The organism is Virgibacillus proomii (assembly GCF_018916875.1).
GTDB lineage: Bacteria > Bacillota > Bacilli > Bacillales > Amphibacillaceae > Virgibacillus > Virgibacillus proomii_B.
In genome coordinates this window covers 70038-90420 of record NZ_JAHLNO010000013.1, presented here as the reverse complement: position 1 = coordinate 90420, position 20383 = coordinate 70038, and the positions used below count along the sequence as shown (strand labels likewise).

The 20383-nt window shown below is 36.5% G+C and carries 18 protein-coding genes and 1 other annotated feature; of the genes, 12 read left to right on the top strand and 6 right to left on the bottom strand.

Annotated elements, in window-relative coordinates; translation table 11 throughout:
- Positions 1-352: 352 nt before the first annotated feature.
- Complete coding sequence (gene fosM, locus KQI21_RS05845) at positions 353-775, top strand: FosM family fosfomycin resistance protein (RefSeq protein WP_216483179.1); 423 nt, start codon at positions 353-355, stop codon at positions 773-775.
- A gap of 176 nt (positions 776-951) precedes the next feature.
- Here the strand turns inward: fosM and KQI21_RS05840 are convergent, their stop codons facing one another.
- Complete coding sequence (locus tag KQI21_RS05840; protein WP_216483178.1) at positions 952-1230, bottom strand: DUF6376 family protein; 279 nt, start codon at positions 1228-1230, stop codon at positions 952-954.
- Between the two features lie 440 nt (positions 1231-1670).
- Between KQI21_RS05840 and KQI21_RS05835 the strand changes: the two genes are divergently transcribed.
- The 10 genes from KQI21_RS05835 to htpG all read left to right on the top strand — a co-directional run bounded on the left by KQI21_RS05835 (position 1671) and on the right by htpG (position 14240).
- Positions 1671-2405 (top strand): hypothetical protein, encoded by a 735-nt coding sequence (locus KQI21_RS05835; RefSeq protein WP_216483176.1) that lies wholly within the window; start codon positions 1671-1673, stop codon positions 2403-2405.
- Between the two features lie 514 nt (positions 2406-2919).
- Positions 2920-4338 carry a DHA2 family efflux MFS transporter permease subunit gene (locus KQI21_RS05830; protein ID WP_216483175.1) on the top strand — a complete coding sequence of 473 codons (1419 nt, stop codon included), beginning with the start codon at positions 2920-2922 and terminating at the stop codon, positions 4336-4338.
- Positions 4339-4438: 100 nt separating this feature from the next.
- Positions 4439-4650 (top strand) — a binding site (T-box leader).
- A 138-nt stretch (positions 4651-4788) separates the two neighbouring features.
- Positions 4789-5817, top strand: coding sequence for a glutamate 5-kinase (proB, locus tag KQI21_RS05825; RefSeq protein WP_253291323.1), 1029 nt, complete (start codon positions 4789-4791; stop codon positions 5815-5817).
- A 66-nt stretch (positions 5818-5883) separates the two neighbouring features.
- Positions 5884-7131 carry a glutamate-5-semialdehyde dehydrogenase gene (locus tag KQI21_RS05820; RefSeq protein WP_216483172.1) on the top strand — a complete coding sequence of 416 codons (1248 nt, stop codon included), beginning with the start codon at positions 5884-5886 and terminating at the stop codon, positions 7129-7131.
- Between the two features lie 836 nt (positions 7132-7967).
- The gene (csaA, locus tag KQI21_RS05815) at positions 7968-8297 is read left to right on the top strand and encodes a chaperone CsaA (protein ID WP_216483170.1); all 330 of its coding nucleotides are present in this window, start codon (positions 7968-7970) and stop codon (positions 8295-8297) included.
- 218 nt (positions 8298-8515) lie between these two features.
- Complete coding sequence (locus KQI21_RS05810; protein WP_216483168.1) at positions 8516-9874, top strand: FAD-binding oxidoreductase; 1359 nt, start codon at positions 8516-8518, stop codon at positions 9872-9874.
- A gap of 481 nt (positions 9875-10355) precedes the next feature.
- Complete coding sequence (locus tag KQI21_RS05805) at positions 10356-10625, top strand: hypothetical protein (protein WP_216483166.1); 270 nt, start codon at positions 10356-10358, stop codon at positions 10623-10625.
- Positions 10626-11000: 375 nt separating this feature from the next.
- Positions 11001-11210 carry a hypothetical protein gene (locus KQI21_RS05800; protein ID WP_216483164.1) on the top strand — a complete coding sequence of 70 codons (210 nt, stop codon included), beginning with the start codon at positions 11001-11003 and terminating at the stop codon, positions 11208-11210.
- 116 nt (positions 11211-11326) lie between these two features.
- The gene (locus tag KQI21_RS05795; protein ID WP_216483160.1) at positions 11327-12277 is read left to right on the top strand and encodes a nucleoside hydrolase; all 951 of its coding nucleotides are present in this window, start codon (positions 11327-11329) and stop codon (positions 12275-12277) included.
- Between the two features lie 79 nt (positions 12278-12356).
- Positions 12357-14240: a molecular chaperone HtpG gene (htpG, locus tag KQI21_RS05790; protein WP_216483158.1), complete on the top strand. Its 1884-nt coding sequence runs from the start codon at positions 12357-12359 to the stop codon at positions 14238-14240.
- Between the two features lie 150 nt (positions 14241-14390).
- On the opposite strand, the gene KQI21_RS05785 is transcribed toward htpG, so the two are convergent.
- The 4 genes from KQI21_RS05785 to KQI21_RS05770 form a co-directional block, all read right to left on the bottom strand.
- The gene (locus KQI21_RS05785) at positions 14391-15383 is read right to left on the bottom strand and encodes an ABC transporter substrate-binding protein (RefSeq protein WP_253291320.1); all 993 of its coding nucleotides are present in this window, start codon (positions 15381-15383) and stop codon (positions 14391-14393) included.
- A 16-nt stretch (positions 15384-15399) separates the two neighbouring features.
- Positions 15400-16161, bottom strand: coding sequence for an ABC transporter permease (locus KQI21_RS05780; RefSeq protein WP_216483154.1), 762 nt, complete (start codon positions 16159-16161; stop codon positions 15400-15402).
- Positions 16139-16936: an ABC transporter ATP-binding protein gene (locus KQI21_RS05775; RefSeq protein WP_216483152.1), complete on the bottom strand. Its 798-nt coding sequence runs from the start codon at positions 16934-16936 to the stop codon at positions 16139-16141. Before KQI21_RS05775 ends, KQI21_RS05780 begins: the two co-directional genes overlap by 23 nt.
- A gap of 237 nt (positions 16937-17173) precedes the next feature.
- Entirely contained in the window at positions 17174-18268 is a 1095-nt protein-coding gene (locus KQI21_RS05770; RefSeq protein ID WP_216483150.1) for a branched-chain amino acid aminotransferase, read from the bottom strand.
- A gap of 149 nt (positions 18269-18417) precedes the next feature.
- Here KQI21_RS05770 and KQI21_RS05765 point away from each other — a divergent pair, with 149 nt between their 5' ends.
- Entirely contained in the window at positions 18418-19203 is a 786-nt protein-coding gene (locus KQI21_RS05765; RefSeq protein WP_216483148.1) for an HAD family hydrolase, read from the top strand.
- A gap of 472 nt (positions 19204-19675) precedes the next feature.
- Here the strand turns inward: KQI21_RS05765 and KQI21_RS05760 are convergent, their stop codons facing one another.
- Positions 19676-20374, bottom strand: a complete 699-nt coding sequence (locus KQI21_RS05760; RefSeq protein ID WP_216483147.1) for a GNAT family N-acetyltransferase — start codon at positions 20372-20374, stop codon at positions 19676-19678.
- Positions 20375-20383: the final 9 nt, after the last annotated feature.

The following is a 20383-nucleotide window of genomic DNA, read 5'->3' as shown; positions in this document are numbered from 1 at the left end:
AGAAGGAAAAGGTGCTTCTTAATAACGAAAACGTCGCTGCCACCTTAGTCTAATTGTAAATATATTCCAAATGGATGGAGCCACCTTTAGTTGGGCATTTACTTTTTTGGCTCTCTTGGCTAAATAATTAAAACAGAAAATTTAGATATTATTTATGCAACGCTAGTGATAAAAAATATATGTAAGTAGCAATTCCATGATTTTACACATCAAAATGGACTATTACTTAAGAGAAACAATCAGCTTGATGGGCGGAGTTGGCGCTGACACTTCTTATACATAGTTTGTTTATTGTTATGTTTTTTATCATAAGCCTATTTTAGGTTATACGATTTTAGAAAGGGAGGAAAAAATGAATATTCAGGGGATTAATCATTTATTATTTTCCGTTTCTGACTTAGAAAGATCCATTAAATTTTATCAGCAAGTCTTTGATGCCACGCTACTAGTTCAGGGAAGGCGAACAGCCTATTTTGATTTAAACGGACTATGGCTTGCTTTAAATGAGGAAAAAGACATTCCACGTCAGGAAATTCATCAGTCTTATACACATATTGCATTTACGATTGATGAAGATGATTTTCAAGCAATGTATAACAAACTGAAAGCGCTACATGTAAATATTTTGGAGGGGAGAAAAAGGGATAAGCGGGATAAGCAATCCATTTATTTTACAGATCCAGATGGACATAAATTTGAATTCCATACGGGAAGTTTAGCTGATCGGTTAGCCTATTATAGAGAAGAAAAGAAACATATGAAGTTTTTTGAATAAGAAGTATAAGTGGGAGATAACAACATCTACATGCCAAAATTCCGTTCAACATGGCCTTGGGAGATGAAGAATCTCAAGGCATGTAGTATCCCTATATATTATAATTCAAGCTGTTCAATTTGTACTTTAAGAGATGTGATATTTTCTATCGTTTGGTAAATCTCCGTTTCTTGTAGTTATTCAACTGTAATTTCACCTTGATCGACAATACTATTAGTTATTTCCAACAGCGCTTCACTATTATTGGTCAACTCCTGATGTATATCCTCTGCAATAGTTGGCGGTTCAATCTTAGTAAAATTTTCTATTGTACCAGTTAAATCTTCCAAACGTGCAACCAATTGATCTGTTTCTAATGATGATGTTTCTTCAGCAAACTCACTTAAGTTATTGATATATCCGGTTGCTTCGTGGCATAACCGAATGAATCCGTTGCTTTTTCTAACAGAGAACAACCGCTTAGCAACAGAAGAATTGTTATAAGTAAAGCAACCATACTCTTTTTCATTGACAAAATCAATCCTTTCGCCAAATGAAATTTAAATATATGGCATAATACGAACACCGTTTCACTTCCCATCCTTTGTATGGTTTTTCTCATAAATATGTAATAGTCGCTAAAATGAGGGAGCTAACTTCAATGCAATTGGATAAAAATATTATAATTTTAACGCAGAAGTCATATAGTGGTGTTATAATTAAAATTAAGTGTATAACAGGTTTCTGCAATCGTTTCTCTTATTCTTAATAACAATTTTTTTATTTTATTGGCTATTTTTTTACCATAAATGAAGCTTTCTATATCATACAATATATCCTGTATAAAGTTTCAAATTATCTAACAGAATAAGGGAAGGCTATTTGCCTATAGAGAGTTGCAGAAAGGGACGGTTTTATGAGAAGAACACGATTTCTTGTGGTTGTTATGATTAGTTTCCTGTTTAGTCTGTTAGGAAATACAGTGTCAGCGGAGTTTGTTGATTTGTATTTATTGGAAAGTAAACAACAAGAGGACAAAGAGTATCAACGTTATCAGAAGGCGATTATTATGTATAAAGCGAGGGAACTGGGAATAGATGTTGAAGGAAGATCAGCAAGTGAGTTAAAGCGTGAAGTTGAGCAAGAGTTCTTAATGCAAGCAGCGAAAAGGTTTAATTTAAAGACAAAAGGGAAAAAAATAGATGAATTAAAAAAAGAAATACATGATGCCATTATCGTTGAAAAAGCTATCCATTTAGGGATTGATACAGAGAATAAAAAGCCAAATGAATTAGCAAAAGAGGTTCACGAAAAAAATATTAAGCAAAAAGCAGAGCAATTAGGACTAAACATAAATGGAAAATCTACAGTTGCATTGGAAGATGAACTAATTACAATGGAAGTGGAAAAAGAAGCAGAGCAACTAGGAATAAAACGGCAGGGAAAGAGTATCAAACAATTAATTGAAGCTGTGCATGAAGCTAAATTGTATCATACTGCAGAAAAATTAGGGATACTTACCATAAATAAAAGCGCTAATGAAATATTAGAGGAAATTATTGTGAATCATGCTACGGAGGCAAAAAAATTAAACCTTTATCCATTTAATAATGGCAAATTTTATAGTATTTTTCATTATAAATTTGAATAAACGGTTTATAAGGCTATAATCCACCATCATCCACTTTCAGGCTCTTACGGTGGATTTTTTTTACTTTAATACACATAGGCTAGATGCAATGAGTTAAATGTCATTATTTAAGCAGCTCGGCGCTACTACATTTTCTCTCGCAAAAAATAAACCTAAAATTTTAGCAGAGAAGTCCATTCAATACGGAACAGATTTTTATGACACGTTGTTTCAACTTTACAGTGATTCATTCCGACTTTGTGGTGCTCTATTCTAAGTTCAGGATATTCCGTTTCGAGTTTGTGACGTTTTGTTAAACTTTGTCGATCTCTTTTTAAGAGGTATTTCAGTTACAACTTTACCGGAGAAATAAGTTAATAATTATGTCAAAGCGAAATAGTTTGTTCAATGATTTCTATATGATATTATGTTACTTGTCACTTTGTAAAAAGAGGGTATGTTCGGACATGAAAAATGATTTAGATTGCTCTCAATGAACGATACAGCTATAGAATAACTAGAAAGGAGAGAAAATATGAATACTACAAATACGCCAACAAATGATCCAACAGAGATAAATAAAGTACCATTAATTATCGTACTTATTTCGGGAGCTTTCGTCGCTATTTTAAACCAGACGTTATTAGCTACAGCATTGCCTAAAATTATGGTCGATTTACAGTTGGATGCTAATACCGTTCAATGGTTGCAATCTATTTTTATGCTAGTTAACGGGATAATGATACCTATTACTGCATTTTTAATTGAACGTTTTACGACAAGGGGATTGTTTTTAACTGCACTAAGTATGTTTGCTATTGGGACACTTATTTGTGCGGTAGCTCCTAATTTCTCTACGTTGATGGCCGGACGCGTGGCTCAGGCTGCTGCTGCGGGAATAATGATGCCATTAATGCAAACCATTTTATTTCTCATCTTTCCAATGGAAAAACGTGGAACAGCGATGGGAATGTTTGGATTAGTTATTGCCTTTGCACCAGCCATTGGCCCGACTTTATCTGGATGGCTAGTTGAACACTTTCCGTGGAGAAGTGTGTTTTATGTCATATTACCAATAGTTATCCTTGATATCATTATTGCTTATTTTATTTTGAAAAACATCACCAAACAAACTTATCCAAAGGTGGATGTTCTATCTATTATTCTTTCAACACTAGGCTTTGGTGGACTATTATATGGATTTAGTGTTGCTGGTAATAGTGGATGGGGAAGCATACAGGTGATCCTTTCGTTAATTATTGGCGCTATTACGTTGACTTTCTTTATCCTCAGACAGTTGAAGCTAGAACAACCAATTCTTGAGTTCCGCGTGTTTCGTTATTCAATATTTTCGCTTACGACTGCGCTAGGTATGGTTACCTTTATGGCTATGATTGGGGCTGCAGTTATTCTCCCGTTACTTGCACAAAATATGCTTGGTTTTTCTGCTTTGGAATCGGGCTTAATGCTTTTACCAGGAGCAGTTGTAATGGGAATTATGAATCCAATTACCGGCAGATTATTTGATCAATTTGGTGCACGCTGGCTTTCCATTATCGGTTTAACGATTGTAACGATAACAACGTTTATGTTTACCAATTTATCTATAACAACAACATTTACGTATTTAGCTACCGTAAACGCAATACGTATGCTGGGAATAGCTATGGTTATGATGCCTGTAACAACAGCTGGTTTAAATCAGTTACCTTTCCATTTGATTCCCCATGGAACGGCAATGAATAATACAATGAGACAAGTAGCTGGTGCAGTTGGGACAGCCTTATTAGTAACTGTTATGACCAGTACAGCACTTCCTGATAAAGGAGTAGAAGGCTTGATCCACGGGGTAAATATTTCTTTTATTGTCGCTGGGTTATTTGCGATTATTGCACTAGTTTTATCGTTTTTTATAAAACGATCGGAATCGAAAAATGTACAAATTGGCAGATAAACAAGGGAAATAAAGTACTAATTGGTTAAAAGGTTGCAAAGGAAACTTGTAAAAACAGTTGACATTCCTTGTTTTTCTATCCATAATATCTATAAAACATAGTTGAACGGTAAGAAAGGAATAGTATGTGGTTTGTTCGGTGCCAGAGAGAGGAAGTTAATAGCTGGAAGCTTCCTACACTTGAAGCCACAGAACCTGCCTTTCGAGTCTCACAAAAGTGAGCGCTATCTCGGCGTTATTGAATGAAAGCGGGATGTGATTTGACACATTCAAAATAGGTGGTACCGCGGAAGAAGCTCTTTCGTCCTTATTTCTAAGGATGATTGGGCTTTTTTTACAAGAAATAAACCATTATAATTTGAAAAGATATTGGGAATAGGAGTATGTAAAGTGAAACAGAGAATTGTTGTCAAAATTGGAAGTAGCTCTTTAACAAATGTACATGGAGAGATGGACGAAGAAAAACTGACAGAACATGTTCAAGCTATTGCCAAGCTTCGCGAACACAATCATGATGTTATCTTAGTTTCATCGGGAGCGGTTGCTGCAGGTTTTCCACAAATTGGTTATGCGTCCAGACCGGTTACTTTAAAAGGAAAACAAGCGGCTGCAGCAGCCGGTCAAGGACTATTGATTCAGACATATATGGAAAAATTCTCAGAGTTCGATTTAAGAGCCGCACAGTTATTATTAACGAGAGATGATTTTAAAGATCGAGAAAGGTACAAAAATGCATTTAATACGCTAATGGAACTTTTAGAGCGTCGTGTTATTCCGATTATTAATGAAAATGATACGGTATCGATTAAAGAGCTTACTTTTGGTGATAATGATATGCTTTCTGCTTTAGTAAGTGGGATCGTGCACGCTGATCAATTAATTATGCTAACCGATATAAATGGTTTATATAATGGAAATCCTCGTCACAATCCAAATGCGTTAAAATATGATTATTTGGATAATGTTACAGAGGAGATGATTGCTTTAGCAGATGTTAATGGCTCTGCTGTCGGAACAGGAGGAATGAAATCAAAGTTGGAAGCTGCTAAAATGGCACTTTCATTAGGTGTTAGTGTCTTTATTGGTACAGGACAAGGTAGCGATAAGCTGTTAAACATAATCGAAGGAAACGGAGATGGTACGTATATCTCTAATCCTGCAAAAGGATCGATTACCACAAATAAACAATGGATTGCGCTACATTCAGAGCCAACCGGGCAAATCTATATTGATGGTGGGGCAGAGGAAGCCCTCTTACATCAAGGTGCAAGCCTTCTTGCTGCTGGGATTCGTAAAGTAACCGGTGCTTTTAAAGAAGGAGATGTCGTAGAAGTTTATGGAAGCAAAGGACTAATCGGAAAAGGCGAAGTCAGTTGTTCAAGAGATGTTGTCATGAAAGAAATAGCATTAAGGAACAGCAACACGCCTAGCCTATCTTCAAGGGTGATTCATCGGGATCGCTGGGTAAGGCTAACATAAAGGATGAGTGTATAGGTTAGCAACTAGTGTCATTACTAGCTATTCATAAATAGGAGGAGGAGTATCATGTCAGAAGTACAAAAAAAAGGAAAACTTGCGAAGGCTTCTAGTTATCAATTAAATGGGGTAACTACGGCGGAGAAAAATGAAGCCCTTCGATTAATTGCTGATCAGCTTTTACAGGATGAGGAGGACATTTTGCAAGAAAACCAAAAGGATTTAGAGGATGGAAAACAGAAAGGTTTATCCGAATCGGTCTTAGATAGGATTATGTTAAATAAGGACCGAGTTAAAGGAATGCATGATGCGATATATCAATTAATCGATTTACAAGATCCTATTGGTGAAGTACTTGAGACGATTACAAAGGATAATGGCTTACGGGTTGAAAGAAAACGCGTCCCAATCGGAGTTATCGGCATGATTTATGAAGCTAGACCAAATGTAACGATTGATGCTGCAACACTTTCTTTAAAAACAGGGAATGCTGTTATACTACGGGGAAGCTCTTCAGCTAAATATTCAAACCGTGCATTAGTGGCTTCTATTCATCGGGCTTTGTCCAAAAGTAAACTACCTTTGGATGCAGTACAGTTAATCGAAGATACGAGCAGAGATTCGGCAAAAGAACTGTTTACATTAAATGAGTATTTAGATGTATTGATTCCTCGAGGGGGGAAAAATTTAATAGAGACAGTGATTCGTTCTTCTACTGTTCCAGTCATTGAAACTGGCGCAGGAAATTGTCATATCTTTATTGATGCATCTGCTGATGAAAATTTAGCGAAAAACATTGTACTAAATGCTAAATTACAACGACCATCCGTTTGTAATGCGATTGAATCTTTATTAATTCATAAAGAATGGTTCCATGAACATGGCGTTCATTTGTTAGGTCAATTACAGCAGAATCAAGTGGTTATTTACGGAGATGAAACAGTTGCTCAAGCTTTCCCAAAAGCAGTCAGGGCAACGGAAGAAGACTGGCAAACTGAATACCTTGATTTAGCAATTAGTGTAAAAGTGGTTGATTCATGTACAGAAGCAGTTGACCATATAAATACGTATGGTACAAAGCATTCAGAAGCAATTATTACAAGTGATAGAGCAAATGCGGAGTTCTTCCAGCAACATGTTGATGCAGCAGCAGTCTATCATAATGCTTCAACACGGTTTACAGATGGATTTGAATTCGGATATGGTGCAGAAATCGGTATTAGTACACAAAAACTACATGCAAGAGGGCCAATGGGGCTATCTGCACTTACATCTAGTAAATTCTATATATATGGAGAAGGACAAATACGGGAATAATAATTTAACAAAAGGCAAGCACTTGAACTATAAACTAGACACAAAAACTCATGTTTCGGTTAACAACGTACAAACTGGATAATTTCTATAAAGTGAAACTTCATTTAAGGAGTGCTTTTCTCCTTGAATGTTAGTTGAACGAATCGGGGATTTAGGTGCCGTTATCTCTCACTTCGACTTCTCCGTGTTCCTTTAACTCTTGAAGGGGGAGAATTACGGCACCTTACATGCGGGATAAAGTGAAACTTCATTTAAGGAGTGCTTTTCTCCTTGAATGTTAGTTGAACGAATCGGGGATTTAGGTGCCGTTATCTCTCACTTCGACTTCTCCGTGTTCCTTTAACTCTTGAAGGGGGAGAATTACGGCACCTTACATGCGGGATAAAGTGAAAAAGCTAAGTTGGCAAGCGTCCTTGAAAAAATCGCGATGTGCCGCTAACGTAGCTTTTCTTGTCCTTGAAAAAGACAATCTCTTTTTCTTCGTGCGATGTGTCGCTAACATTTTTCAAATGAAATACGGCATCTTACATTCAAAATAAAGAAAACATGTCTGCAGCAGGGGGATGTCGACATTGGGCAAGAAGCCCACTTTTAGTCGGCCTTCCTTTAGATTCGAACCGATGTTGACTTATCGTAGGGAGAAGGTCGAAGTTTGCTAGCAGTACGAACCTCAGGTTAGACGAAGCTATGTTTAAAAAAGATATCCGTTTGGATATCGTTTCCTAGCCAATAAGAAAAGACGCGTCTTAAGACTTTCACAATGGAAGTACAGTATTGAGTTTAAACCTACAAGGATTTTCTGATGACTTTAGATCATTTTTAAAGGAGTGTTTTTTATGGCAAGTATGGAGGACTTTCAAAAATTAGACATACGAATTGGGACGGTAACGAAGGCAGAGCCTTTTACCGAAGCGAGGACACCAGCAATTAAGCTGTATATTGATTTTGGTAATTTAGGGATAAAACAATCATCTGCCCAAATTACCGAACGGTATCAACCCAGAGATTTAGTCGGTAGACAGGTAACAGCAGTGGTTAATTTTCCATCTCTGCGAATCGCCGGGTTTAAATCGGAAGTACTTGTTCTAGGGGGCGTACCAAAAGCAGGTGATGTTGTGTTATTAGCACCAGATCAAAGGGTGAAAAATGGAACACCAGTATCTTAATTGTTATTGCAATGAAGGTCAGAAGAAACAGGATTTAATTACATGTAATTATTTATATAAATGGGATAAAATTTGTAATGAATCCCCTTTGTTTATTAAGGGTACAACCGTTATGTAATATAAAAAAATCCATAGTTGTGCATTTAATTGTTCTACTATTCCCATTGTTTAAAATTAAATAGATATACATTCTAAAAGCAAAAAGGGAGGGAGATGCATTGTCCGTCTTAGAAGCACTAGCGCAAGTCTTACCATCTGGACAAATAAGTACGAACGAGACAATCCGAAAGCAGCATAGTTCAGATGAATCGTACCATACACCGGAATTACCGGATGTTGTTGTTTATCCAAAATCAGCGAAGGAAGTTAGTGAAGTGATGAAAGTGGCGGCTATAAATCGGATACCGGTCGTCCCTTTCGGATTAGGGTCTAGTTTAGAAGGTAGTGTCATTCCATATCAAAAAGGAATTACGATTGATTTTTCATGGATGAATCAAATTTTAGAAGTGCTGCCTGATGATTTTCTAGTGAAGGTACAACCTGGGGTAACAAGAAAACAACTGGAAAAAGAACTGAAAAAATATGGATTATTTTTTTCCGTTGATCCTGGAGCAGATGCAACCTTAGGGGGAATGGCTGCAACGAATGCAAGTGGAACTACATCTGTAAAATATGGGGTTATGCGGGACCAGGTTCGTGATTTAGAAGTAGTATTGGCAGATGGTACAATTATTCATACAGGGAGTATGGCAGCAAAATCATCTTCCGGAATACATTTAAATGGTTTATTTGTTGGTTCGGAAGGAGTATTAGGTTGTTTTACAGAGCTTACGTTAAAAATCCATGGTATCCCAGAGGAAATGATGGCAGGACGAGCGACCTTTTTAACATTGGATGATGCTGTTGAAGCTGTTATCCATATGTTGCAAGCGGGAATCCCTGTAGCAAGGGTTGAATTAGTGGATGAACAATCCATGAAGCAGATTAATCAATTTAATGATACCACTTATTTTGAAGCTCCAACTATTTTTTTAGAATTTCACGGTAATGAAGCTGGTCTAAAGCAGGATGTTGCTTTTGCAAAGGAAATATTACACGACCATGAATGTCAGGATTTAGCATTTGAATCAGATACTGCTCTGAGAAATCAGTTATGGGAAGCAAGACACAATACAGCTTATGCATATTTGCACCATTATCCGGGAAAAAAACAAATGGTAACAGATATTTGTGTGCCTGTTTCTAAATTAGCGGATGCAATCAAACATGGCCGGAAAGCTGTCGATGCTTCCGGGCTTCCAGGGGGAATTGTCGGACATGTTGGTGATGGAAATTATCATATTTTAATGATGATCGACGTTAATAATCCCCATGATCTTGCTAAGGCTAATAAGGTAAATGAAGAAATTGTTTCTTTTGCATTAGCTTGCGGTGGAACATGTACAGGTGAGCATGGTGTTGGTATTGGTAAAACTAAATATCAGAAAAAAGAGCATGGGGAAGCACTTGAAGTGATGCGAAAGCTAAAAACAGCATTGGATCCTAAACATATTTTAAACCCGGGAAAAATTATCTAATGGTTTTATCCTGTATGTAAGGTGCCGTAAGACTCCCACTTCAAGAGCTTGAGTTGATACAAAAGGGTCTAAGTGGGAGAAAACGGCACCTAAATGCCCGATTCGTGAGAAGAGCCTTTAGGTCATACCCTTATGGTACTAACGTTCAGTAGGAGATGGAAGAAAACTCCTACTGAATGAAGTTTCACTTTATGATAAGAGAATTTTCAAATAAGGCGTTCCGAAAGAATCCACTCGTACCCTTTTAGGAATACGGGTGATTCTTTCGTATAATAAACTATAAAAAATTTTTGGTTTTGTTATTACTTTTTCTAGGCTTGTTGCTAGCTAAATTTTATTTACGATAAAAGCTTTCTTAACTAACAATTATGCACAAGTAGCAACGAAGGGTTGTTCATATACCCCAAGTCCCATATACATAAAATTGGTATAAAAAGACAACATATAAAAGTGAATGAATAAACTTATTGGAGGTTGGTTTATGGAAAGTCAATATCCCCACGAGCAAATTGAATTAGCGACAGAACAATTTACGGAAGCATATCAGCTATTGCAAGAAGCTAAGACGAATGGAGATGAAGAACAGCTCCTGCAAGCACAACAACAATTGTTACAAGTAGATAGCTTATTAAAGACTACACAGCATCATGCAGGCGAACAGGCATTAGAAAATCCACAATTTCAGCAAACATTTGAAAAGCTTCATAACGCAAGACAAGAAATTGAAGAATATAGACAGAACAACCATTAAGGGCTCAGTTTGACCTGAGCCCTTTTTTCTATGTTAAAAGATATAATCATAACTATGATTTGGGATTGTTTTTTTGTAAGTATAGCAAAGGTTAGCTGGATAAGTACCAGAAAATTTTTAATCAGGCTATAGAGACTTCTTTCATACTCTCTTTCTGTTTCTATAATAGCACCCAACTTTAAAGGGATGTTCATAGAATCAAAAATTCCCCTTTGACGAGGGTAATTTTCTAACTTTATACACTATGCTCTCTCGAACTTCGACAGAGACACATCGCGGTTTTTCAAGGACAAGAAAAGCTACGACAGCAATACATCGCACGCAGAAAAAGCGTATTTCTTTTTCAAGGACAAGAAAAGCTACGACAGCAATACATTGCACGCAGAAAAAGCGTATTTCTTTTTCAAGGACAAGAAAAGCTACGACAGCAATACATCGCACGCAGAAAAAGCGTATTTCTTTTTCAAGGACAAGAAAAGCTACGACAGCAATACATCGCACGCAGAAAAAGCGTATTTCTTTTCAAGGACAAGAAAAACATCGACACCGATACACTACGATCTCGTCTGTTTATTTCCTTTTTGAACATGCACTTAACGTGTCATAATCTTCTCTTATCATTTGTAATGGCAGCTAAAACCTGAGACAATATTACTTATCAATCGATAGAAATATATAGTGAGGAGGACTTTTGGACAAGCATGAAGAAGAAAGTATATTTAAATCATGATGGTGGTGTAGACGATTTAATTTCTTTATTTTTATTGTTGCAAATGGAAGACATTGACTTAGTTGGTGTCGGAGTCATACCCGCAGATTGTTATCTTGAGCCTGCCGTTTATGCGAGCCGTAAAATCATTGATCGGTTCGGCAAAGGGAAGTGTATAGAAGTAGCGGCATCTACATCACGCGGAAAAAATCCTTTTCCAAAAGAATGGCGTATGCATGCCTTTTATGTAGACGCATTGCCGATTTTAAATGAGCATTTACCAATCCAAACCGAAACAATTACACTGCCAAGTCATAAGCATCTAGTGGAAATACTGCGTAAGAGTGATGAGCCTGTTACACTAGTATTTGTTGGACCATTAACAGATTTGGCAAGAGCACTGGAGGAAGCGCCGGATATTGAAAGAAAAATAGACAAATTAGCTTGGATGGGTGGAACCTTCCTAGAAACAGGAAATGTGGAAGAACCTGAGCATGACGGGACAGCGGAATGGAATGCTTTTTGGGACCCAGAAGCTGTACATAAAGTATGGGAGAGCAATATCGAGATAGATTTAGTAGCCTTAGAGAGTACGAATATGGTTCCCTTAACTGTTGATGTCAGAAATAGATGGGCAAGAGAAAGAACAGATATAGGTATCGATTTCTTAGGACAATGTTATGCAATGGTACCTCCGCTTGTTCATTTTCAAACCAACTCAACATATTTTTTATGGGATGTACTAACGACTGCAACAATAGGAAATAGTGATTTAGTAAAAAAGAAACAGGTACGTTGTATTGTCCATCCTGATGGAAAAAGTCAGGGGAGAACAGAACTGTGTGACACAGGGAGGCCAGTGAATCTTGTCTATGAAGTAGAGCGGGATTTATTTTTTGATTATATTACAGAATTAGCGCGACATCATAAAAATAGCAATTAGAGGGGCAAGTCTCGTATATTGACAGGAAGTAGAGTTTATGATATTAAAACATATGAGTTCATTGGAAGGAGAGGGTTTTATGCCTAAACAAGAGTTTAAAGCAGAATCGAAACGATTACTCGAACTAATGATTAACTCCATTTATTCACAACGTGAGGTGTTTTTGCGTGAGCTAATTTCCAACGCCAGTGATGCGATGGATAAAATGTATTATCGCAGTTTAACAGATGAAAGCCTAACCTTTAATAAGGAAGATTATGATATTAAAATCATCCCGAATAAAGAAGAACGCACATTGAAGATTATTGATACAGGAATTGGTATGACCAAGAAAGAACTTGAAACGAATCTAGGAACGATTGCTAAAAGCGGATCGTTTGCTTTTAAAAATGATACAGAAATAAAAGATGGTTTTGATATTATCGGTCAATTTGGTGTTGGCTTTTATGCGGCGTTTATGGTAGCTGATAAGGTGGCCGTTATTAGTAAATCGATTGATAGTGAACAAGCCTATCAATGGGAATCATCTGGTACAGATGGATTTACGATTACCCCTAGTGAAAAACAACAAGTAGGAACAGAAATTATCTTAAAAATAAAAGAAAATACCGAAGAAGATTCATTTGATCAATTTCTTGAGGAACATCGTTTACAAGAAATTATTAAGAAATATTCTGATTTCATCCGTTATCCAATTAAAATGGATATAACTAAGAAAAAGCCGAAAGATGAAGATAGCGATGAATATGTCGACTATGTAGAAGAAGAAACGATTAACAGTATGATTCCGATTTGGAAAAAGAATAAAAGTGAGTTAACGGAAGAGGACTATATTAACTTTTATCAAGAGAAACGATATGGATTTGATAAACCATTGAAGTCCATGCATATTAATGTAGATGGAACCATCCGTTATAACGCAATTTTATTCATACCTGAAAATGCTCCGTTTGACTATTATTCAAAGGAATTCGAAAAAGGACTTGAGCTTTACTCAAATGGTGTTTTGATCATGGATAAATGTGCTGATTTACTTCCTGATTATTTCAGCTTTGTTAAAGGATTGGTAGATTCAGAGGATTTATCTTTAAATATCTCTCGTGAAATGTTACAACATAACCGCCAATTAAAGGTCATTGCTAAAAATATCACGAAAAAAATAAAAACACAATTACTGCAATTGCAGCGCGATGATCGCGAAAAATATGAGAAGTTTTATGAGGCTTTTGGTAGACAGTTGAAATTTGGCGTCTACAATGACTTTGGTGCAAACAAAGAAACCTTGCAAGATTTATTAATGTTCTATTCTTCCACCGAAGAAAAATTAGTGACATTAGAAGAATATGTAAACCGAATGCCGGAAGATCAGAAGTATATCTACTATGCTGCAGGTGAATCAATTGATCGAATTAAGAAGTTACCACAAACAGAATTAGTAGCTGATAAAGGATATGAAATGTTGTACTTTACGGAAGAAGTCGATGAATTTGCGATAAAGATGTTAATGAAGTATAAAGATAAAGAGTTTAAGTCTGTTTCAAGTGGCGATCTTGGCTTGGAAGAAGAGACAAACGATTCAACAGATGAAAAAGAAAAAGAGGAAAACAAAGAATTGTTTAAATATATGAAAGATCAATTAGCTGGAAAAGTAATTGATGTCCGTTCTTCCAAACGTTTAAAATCACATCCAGTATGTCTGACTGCGGATGGTGAAATATCATTGGAAATGGAAAAAGTGCTTAATACGATGCCAAATAATCAGCAAATAAAAGCAGATAAAGTATTGGAAATAAACGTAAATCATGAAGTGTTCCAAGCATTAAAAGATGCCTTATCCAATGATAAGGACAAACTCAACTTATATACAAATTTATTGTATAATCAGGCACTGCTTATCGAAGGCTTACCTGTTAATGATCCAGTTGAATTTACCAATGATATTTGTAAAGTAATGATTTCATAGTGAAAGTACATGATTATTTAGTATTTCTAGTGCTAAAGGGATCTAATTAGAAAATAGACGCTCTTTCTTCATTTGAGCTTGTGCTTTTGCCTAAGCAAGAAAGAAGAAAAGCGTCTGTTTTTACTGTCTAGAAAAATTATAAAATTTGTTTTATTTTAAAAAGCGTGGATTGACTAATCCTTCTAAATTCGGTTTTCTTTTTAAAAATTTTAGTTCGTAGGAAGCATCGGAAAACTCCTGAAGAACATTTTCATCTATTTCATATGTGAAGTCAATCCGTCTCCACGCCCTATCAATGACTGATTTAGAAAGCTTTTGATCCGTAATTTCTTGGATTTTATGGATAGCTATTTCCTTTGCTTCATCCGGATTTTTACTAATAAATTCGATAGCTTGTTTATGTCCATCTACAATGCTTTGAACAAGCTCTGGATCCTTATCTATTAATTCTTGGGAGGTTACGAACACAGCTGCCGGAAGTGTTCTTCCCCATGCAACATCATCTGTGTCAATTAATACTTTGCCACTGCCCTTTTCTTCAATAAAAGAGGCCCAGGGCTCGGGTACAGTAGCGACATCTACCTTTTTGGAAGTAAACATGCTATGGTAAGTAGCTGGTTTACCGGTAACATGTTTCATTTGCCCATTTACACGATCGGATGTTAACTTATAGTCATCTTCCATTTGCGATTCAAACTGCACATCATGTGTACAACCAACACGCGGAGAGATAAAAGCTTTTCCCGCCAAGTCTTGTGGACTGTCTATTCCTGCGTTTTTCCGTGACATAATCACGGTTCCTCCTGTTGATCCAGAGGCAACGATATTAATTTTTGCCCCGCTGGCAAAATGATTCATAGCTGGGCCAGGCCCGACAAGCCCACCCTCAATTTCTCCGGTTTCCACTGCGGTCATAAAAGCAGAACCGTCAGGAAAATATTGATACTTTACTTTGACGCCATTAGGCAGTGTTTCTAAATAGAAATCTTTTTCTTCAGCTACCATACCTGCAACATGATTAATATTGGGGAAATAACCTATCGTTATTTCTTTCTGTTCCTTATCATTTTGATTTTTTTCGCAACCCGTTAACAGTGTACTCAACAATGAAAATAAAAGTATAAATCCAATTATTTTTTTCAAATTATTACACATCCCTTCATTTCAGTAAGCCCCATCGTTGCATTACGGTTTTTTCTAATTTCGTGAATAGTAAATGGTCAACAATTGCACCAATCATACCAATAATAATGATAATGCCAATAACTTGATCCATTCTCGCGTAATCCTGTGCATAGCTTAATGAATACCCAAGTCCTGGACCATTACTTAGTAATTCGCCTGCCATTAATGCTCGCCAGCTAAATGCCCAGGCGAGTCGAAGTGCAGTCATAAAGTACGGAATGCTTGCTGGTATTTCTACTCGATAAAATAGCTGAAATCCGTTTATTCCCATGGTTCTGGCTGCTCTAATCAGCTGAGGCGGGACATTTTGTACAGCCGATCTGACATTGATAGCTACGACAAATGTTCCTCCTAACACAACTACAAAAATAACGGAAAACTCTGTAAATCCAAACAACATGATTGAAAGCGGTACCCAAACAATACTTGGAATGCTTTGCAGGGCAATTAAGTACATTCCAGCTGTCTCATCTGCCTGCTTTGATTTACCTAGAATAACGCCGATAATGGTGCCAAATAAAATGGCAAAGGTCATCCCAATAATCAAATGCTTAAAACTAGCTCCAAGTGCTATTACAAAATCACCACTGATAAGACCTTCATATAAGGCTACAAAAACAGTAACAGGAGAAGGAAAAACAATGGCGGAATATACATTTAAAGAATAGATGATTTCCCAGATGCAAAGAGCAGCAAAGAGAAAGATGATACGTTTAATTGCTAGGTTGAACTTCATTAGATAACTCTTCCTTTAATACTTTATTAATTTCAATTTTTAACAGACTCATAATTTCTTTTTCTAAAGTAATAACTTTCTGGTCATCTCGTTTTCGTGGTCTTGGCAGATTAATAGAAATGTCCGAAATAATTCGTCCAGGTCGAGTCCCCATCACGACAATTCGATCAGATAGCTTTACCGCTTCATGAATACTATGCGTTACGAATAGAATCGTTTTCTTTGTTTTTTGCCAAATCTCTAACAATTTATCCTGAAGAATATAGCGTGTTTGCTCATCCAGGGATCCAAATGGTTCATCCATTAATAAAACTGAAGGATCCATTGCCAAGGCCCGAGCAATCGCAACCCGTTGTTGCATTCCGCCAGATAGTTCATAAATATAATGATGTTTAAATTTGCTTAACTGTACCATTTTTAAAAAGTGATCTGCTTGTTTTTCTGCCGCTTCTTTTGGCAATTTATTTTTTAATGGAAACATAATATTATCTTTAACATCAAGCCAGGGAAAGAGAGCCGGTTGTTGAAACACCATTCCGCGATCCGGACTAGGTTTAGTTATCATTTGATCATGAAGAGTAATTGCTCCTTTTGTTGTATGCTCAAGTCCTGCAATCATCGATAAGAGCGTAGACTTTCCACATCCAGACGGTCCTAAGAACGAGACAAACTGATTTTCCTGGATTGTGAGATGAAGATCAGAAAATACTTCGTAGGAAGTTTGTTTCTGTTTATCTAAAAATGTTTTTCCAACGTGATTTAGCTGTAAAAACAATCTCATACCTCCTAATCCTATAATTCTTATCAAAAAAGTGTGATTTAAATGAATTGGTATTATTATACGTACCAATTGTCTTTTCGTTAATCTTAAGGAGAAATAAGTTTTTTCCAAGTAGTAGTTGTAAATCACTTATTATACAGTTTGATGGAATATTCCGTAAATAAAAATAAAAACAGAGCACTAAATAATAGTACTCTGTTAATTCAATGTGTTTAAATGAAATAAGTGCAATTAATGTTTAACAGTGTGCGACTCACTAACTTTCTCAATCCAATCAAATGGATCCGTTTCTTTTCCATATTGAATGTTAGTTAAAGTCGTATATAATGATTTTGATAGTTCACCAGTCTTTCCGTCATTGATTAATAAGTCTTTACCTTCCCAGCGTAGTTGACCGATTGGTGAAATGACTGCTGCTGTACCCGTACCGAACGCTTCTTCCAACTTACCGTCCATATAGGCTCGATGCAAATCCTCCATGGAGATTCTGTCTTCAATTACCGGGATATTCCAATGGTTGAGTAATTGAATAACGGAGTTCCGGGTTACACCTTCTAAAATACTGCCGTTTAAAGCAGGAGTATATACTTTTCCATTAATTTTAAAGAATACGTTCATGCTTCCTACTTCTTCAATATACTTTTTCTCTACTCCATCCAGCCACAATACTTGTGTAAACCCTTCTTTAGCACAAAGCTCTTGAGCTTTTAAACTGGCTGCATAGTTTCCTCCAGTTTTTGCCTCACCAGTTCCGCCTTTTACCGCCCGAACATATTGATTTTCAACCGCAATTTTTACTGGATTAATCCCTTCTTTGTAATAAGCTCCAACTGGTGATAGAATAATCACAAATTTGTATTGATGTGATGGCGCTACTCCGATATAAGGCTCCGTTGAAATAATGAATGGACGAATATAAAGAGAAGTTCCTTCTGCAGTTGGAATCCATTCTTTGTCTAAATATACAAGCTGCTTCATGGCTTCCAGAATAAACGCTTCATCAATCGCTGGAATACATAGGCGATCATTTGACTTGTTCAAACGTTGAAGGTTTTTTTTCGGTCGAAATAGTTGGATATCTCCTTCCGGCGTTTGGTATGCTTTTAATCCTTCAAAAACAGATTGTCCATAATGAAATATCATTGCGGATGGATCAATAGATAGCGGTTGATATGGAACGATACGCGGATCCTGCCAACCCAAAGGCTCAGAATAATCCATAACAAACATATGATCCGTAAACACGGTACCAAATTCCAATTGATCGGTATTGGGTTTTTCTTTCTTCACTGTACAACGATTAACTTTAACTGTCCATTCTTCCATTGCCAATATCCCCTTAGCTGTAAAAATTTTAATAACTATATTAGTCTATATTTTCAATAAAATCAACCCTAAATTAATTAGTTTTTTTATTTTTCGTAAAATGTTGTATACTTTTAGTAAGATATGCAGCAGAAAAAGGAGTTGTATGGATGCGTAAAGCAATTATTTTTGATTTAGATGATACACTACTTTGGGATAAGAAGAGTGTAGCAGAATCGTTCAAAGAAGCTTGTAACAAGGCAAATAAAATCAACCCTAAGATAGACCCAGTCGATTTAGAGGAGAGTGTGCGAGAGAAAGCTCGGTCATTATACGCATCCTATTCCACTTACCCATTTACACAAATGATTGGTATTAACCCTTTCGAAGGACTTTGGGGAGATTTTGATGATAAAGGAAAGGAGTTTCAACAGTTAAAAGAAATCGCACCTATTTATCGAAAGGAAGCTTGGGAAAAGGGGTTAGAAGGAGTAGGTGTTGAAGACCAACAATTGGCAATTGAATTAGCGGAAACATTTCCTAAGGTAAGAAAGAAGAAACCATTTGTTTTTGAAGATACGTTCGATGTCTTAGATGCTTTAGCAAATGATTTTAAGCTGGCTTTACTAACGAACGGTTCACCAGATTTACAACAAACGAAACTGAAAATGACTCCAAAACTAAAAGATTATTTTGAAGAGATTGTTGTGTCAGGCGACTTTGGTAGTGGGAAGCCTGATCCTGCTATATTTCAATATACATTGGAGAAATTGGACGTAAAAGAAGATGAAGCGATTATGGTAGGGGATAATCTGCATACGGATATATTAGGTGCATCACGAAGCGGAGTAGACTCGGTATGGATTAATCGACAGGATCTTCAAACTAATGGGTTGCCAACGTTTGAGGTTGAGAGTTTAACTGAATTTCTCTCACTTATTAACCAACATGTATAAAATAGAAAGTGCCACTAGGCAAGTACCCGTTCACTGAAACATGGCATTGCCTAGTTTTGATTGCCTGGGAAACTATACTTCTTTTTGCATTGTGGATATCTTTCTTGGAAAGTATTATGGTCTAGATTAAGGGCTCAAGCTAAAGCAAACTTCGATCTCTTTCTATAATAAACTAACATTGGCTCGAATCTAAAGGAAGGCCGACTAAAAGCGGGCTTCTCGCTCAGGCGTCGGCATCCCCCTGTTTTAGAGGCATGTTTCTTTATCCCGGATGTAAGGATCCGTATTTTTCTCATTTCAAATGTGCTAATAATGTTGCGAACATGATGAGAAAAACGGCACCTAAATGCCCGATTGGTTCAACTAACATTCCGTGTAAAAAGCGCACGGAATGAAGTTTCACTTTATCTCGTCAGGAGATCTTAAGTTGAATGTGGTTAATCGATCCCTTAAGCTTTTGGTATGGATGGTACTATTTTGCGTAGGTTACATCATAATTACCGTTCTTTTTTTGTATTGCGATTCCACAATAACCTGCTTCAAGCAAGTTTTTTTGTAGGTTAATATCCTGCATGTTAACGATTTGCGTTGTTGTATAGTTATTGTAATCTGGAGATATATGCAAGTCACGAATTAAAATATATCGCAATTTTCCGTTATATTTCGCTTTTAACGCAGATATTTTCATCCCCAAAGCAAGTTTATCTTTAATACTTGGAATATTAAATGGTGCAACTGTAGTTGCTATATAACGAAATATACGTTTATCTACTTGTTTAAATAATTGTTTTCCCATATAATTTTGTAAGCGGTTTCCTCGATATGTTGGATGGACGATAGAAATTTCGGAATAGATTATTTTCGACCATTCTGTTTCTAAAAGCCCAAGGTCTCTCCCTAAATGCTCAGGATCTTTTGAATTTGGAATGAGCATGGCACGAAAAGCGACTAACTGATCATGAATAAATATACCAATCATTGATCCGTTTCCAGATAAAATATAATTGTATTCTTCGGTGGTAAGAGGTTGTAAAAAAGAAGCACCCTCCACTGTTTGTTCGACTACATGTTGCAATTTTAAAATATCGCGAAGATGGTTTACAGTTAACTTTTTTAGGTAAAAAGATTGTCCAGAACGAAGTCTCCCACGGTCTATAATTTGTCTATTCATTTAATCACC

Coding starts and splice junctions, on each gene's coding strand:
- fosM (WP_216483179.1), top strand. CDS start 353: ATGAATATTCAGGGGATTAATCATTTATTATTTTCCGTTTCTGACTTA.
- KQI21_RS05835 (WP_216483176.1), top strand. CDS start 1,671: ATGAGAAGAACACGATTTCTTGTGGTTGTTATGATTAGTTTCCTGTTT.
- KQI21_RS05830 (WP_216483175.1), top strand. CDS start 2,920: ATGAATACTACAAATACGCCAACAAATGATCCAACAGAGATAAATAAA.
- proB (WP_253291323.1), top strand. CDS start 4,789: ATGGACGAAGAAAAACTGACAGAACATGTTCAAGCTATTGCCAAGCTT.
- KQI21_RS05820 (WP_216483172.1), top strand. CDS start 5,884: ATGTCAGAAGTACAAAAAAAAGGAAAACTTGCGAAGGCTTCTAGTTAT.
- csaA (WP_216483170.1), top strand. CDS start 7,968: ATGGCAAGTATGGAGGACTTTCAAAAATTAGACATACGAATTGGGACG.
- KQI21_RS05805 (WP_216483166.1), top strand. CDS start 10,356: ATGGAAAGTCAATATCCCCACGAGCAAATTGAATTAGCGACAGAACAA.
- KQI21_RS05795 (WP_216483160.1), top strand. CDS start 11,327: ATGAAGAAGAAAGTATATTTAAATCATGATGGTGGTGTAGACGATTTA.
- htpG (WP_216483158.1), top strand. CDS start 12,357: ATGCCTAAACAAGAGTTTAAAGCAGAATCGAAACGATTACTCGAACTA.
- KQI21_RS05780 (WP_216483154.1), bottom strand. CDS start 16,161: ATGAAGTTCAACCTAGCAATTAAACGTATCATCTTTCTCTTTGCTGCT.
- KQI21_RS05770 (WP_216483150.1), bottom strand. CDS start 18,268: ATGGAAGAATGGACAGTTAAAGTTAATCGTTGTACAGTGAAGAAAGAA.
- KQI21_RS05765 (WP_216483148.1), top strand. CDS start 18,418: ATGCGTAAAGCAATTATTTTTGATTTAGATGATACACTACTTTGGGAT.
- KQI21_RS05760 (WP_216483147.1), bottom strand. CDS start 20,374: ATGAATAGACAAATTATAGACCGTGGGAGACTTCGTTCTGGACAATCT.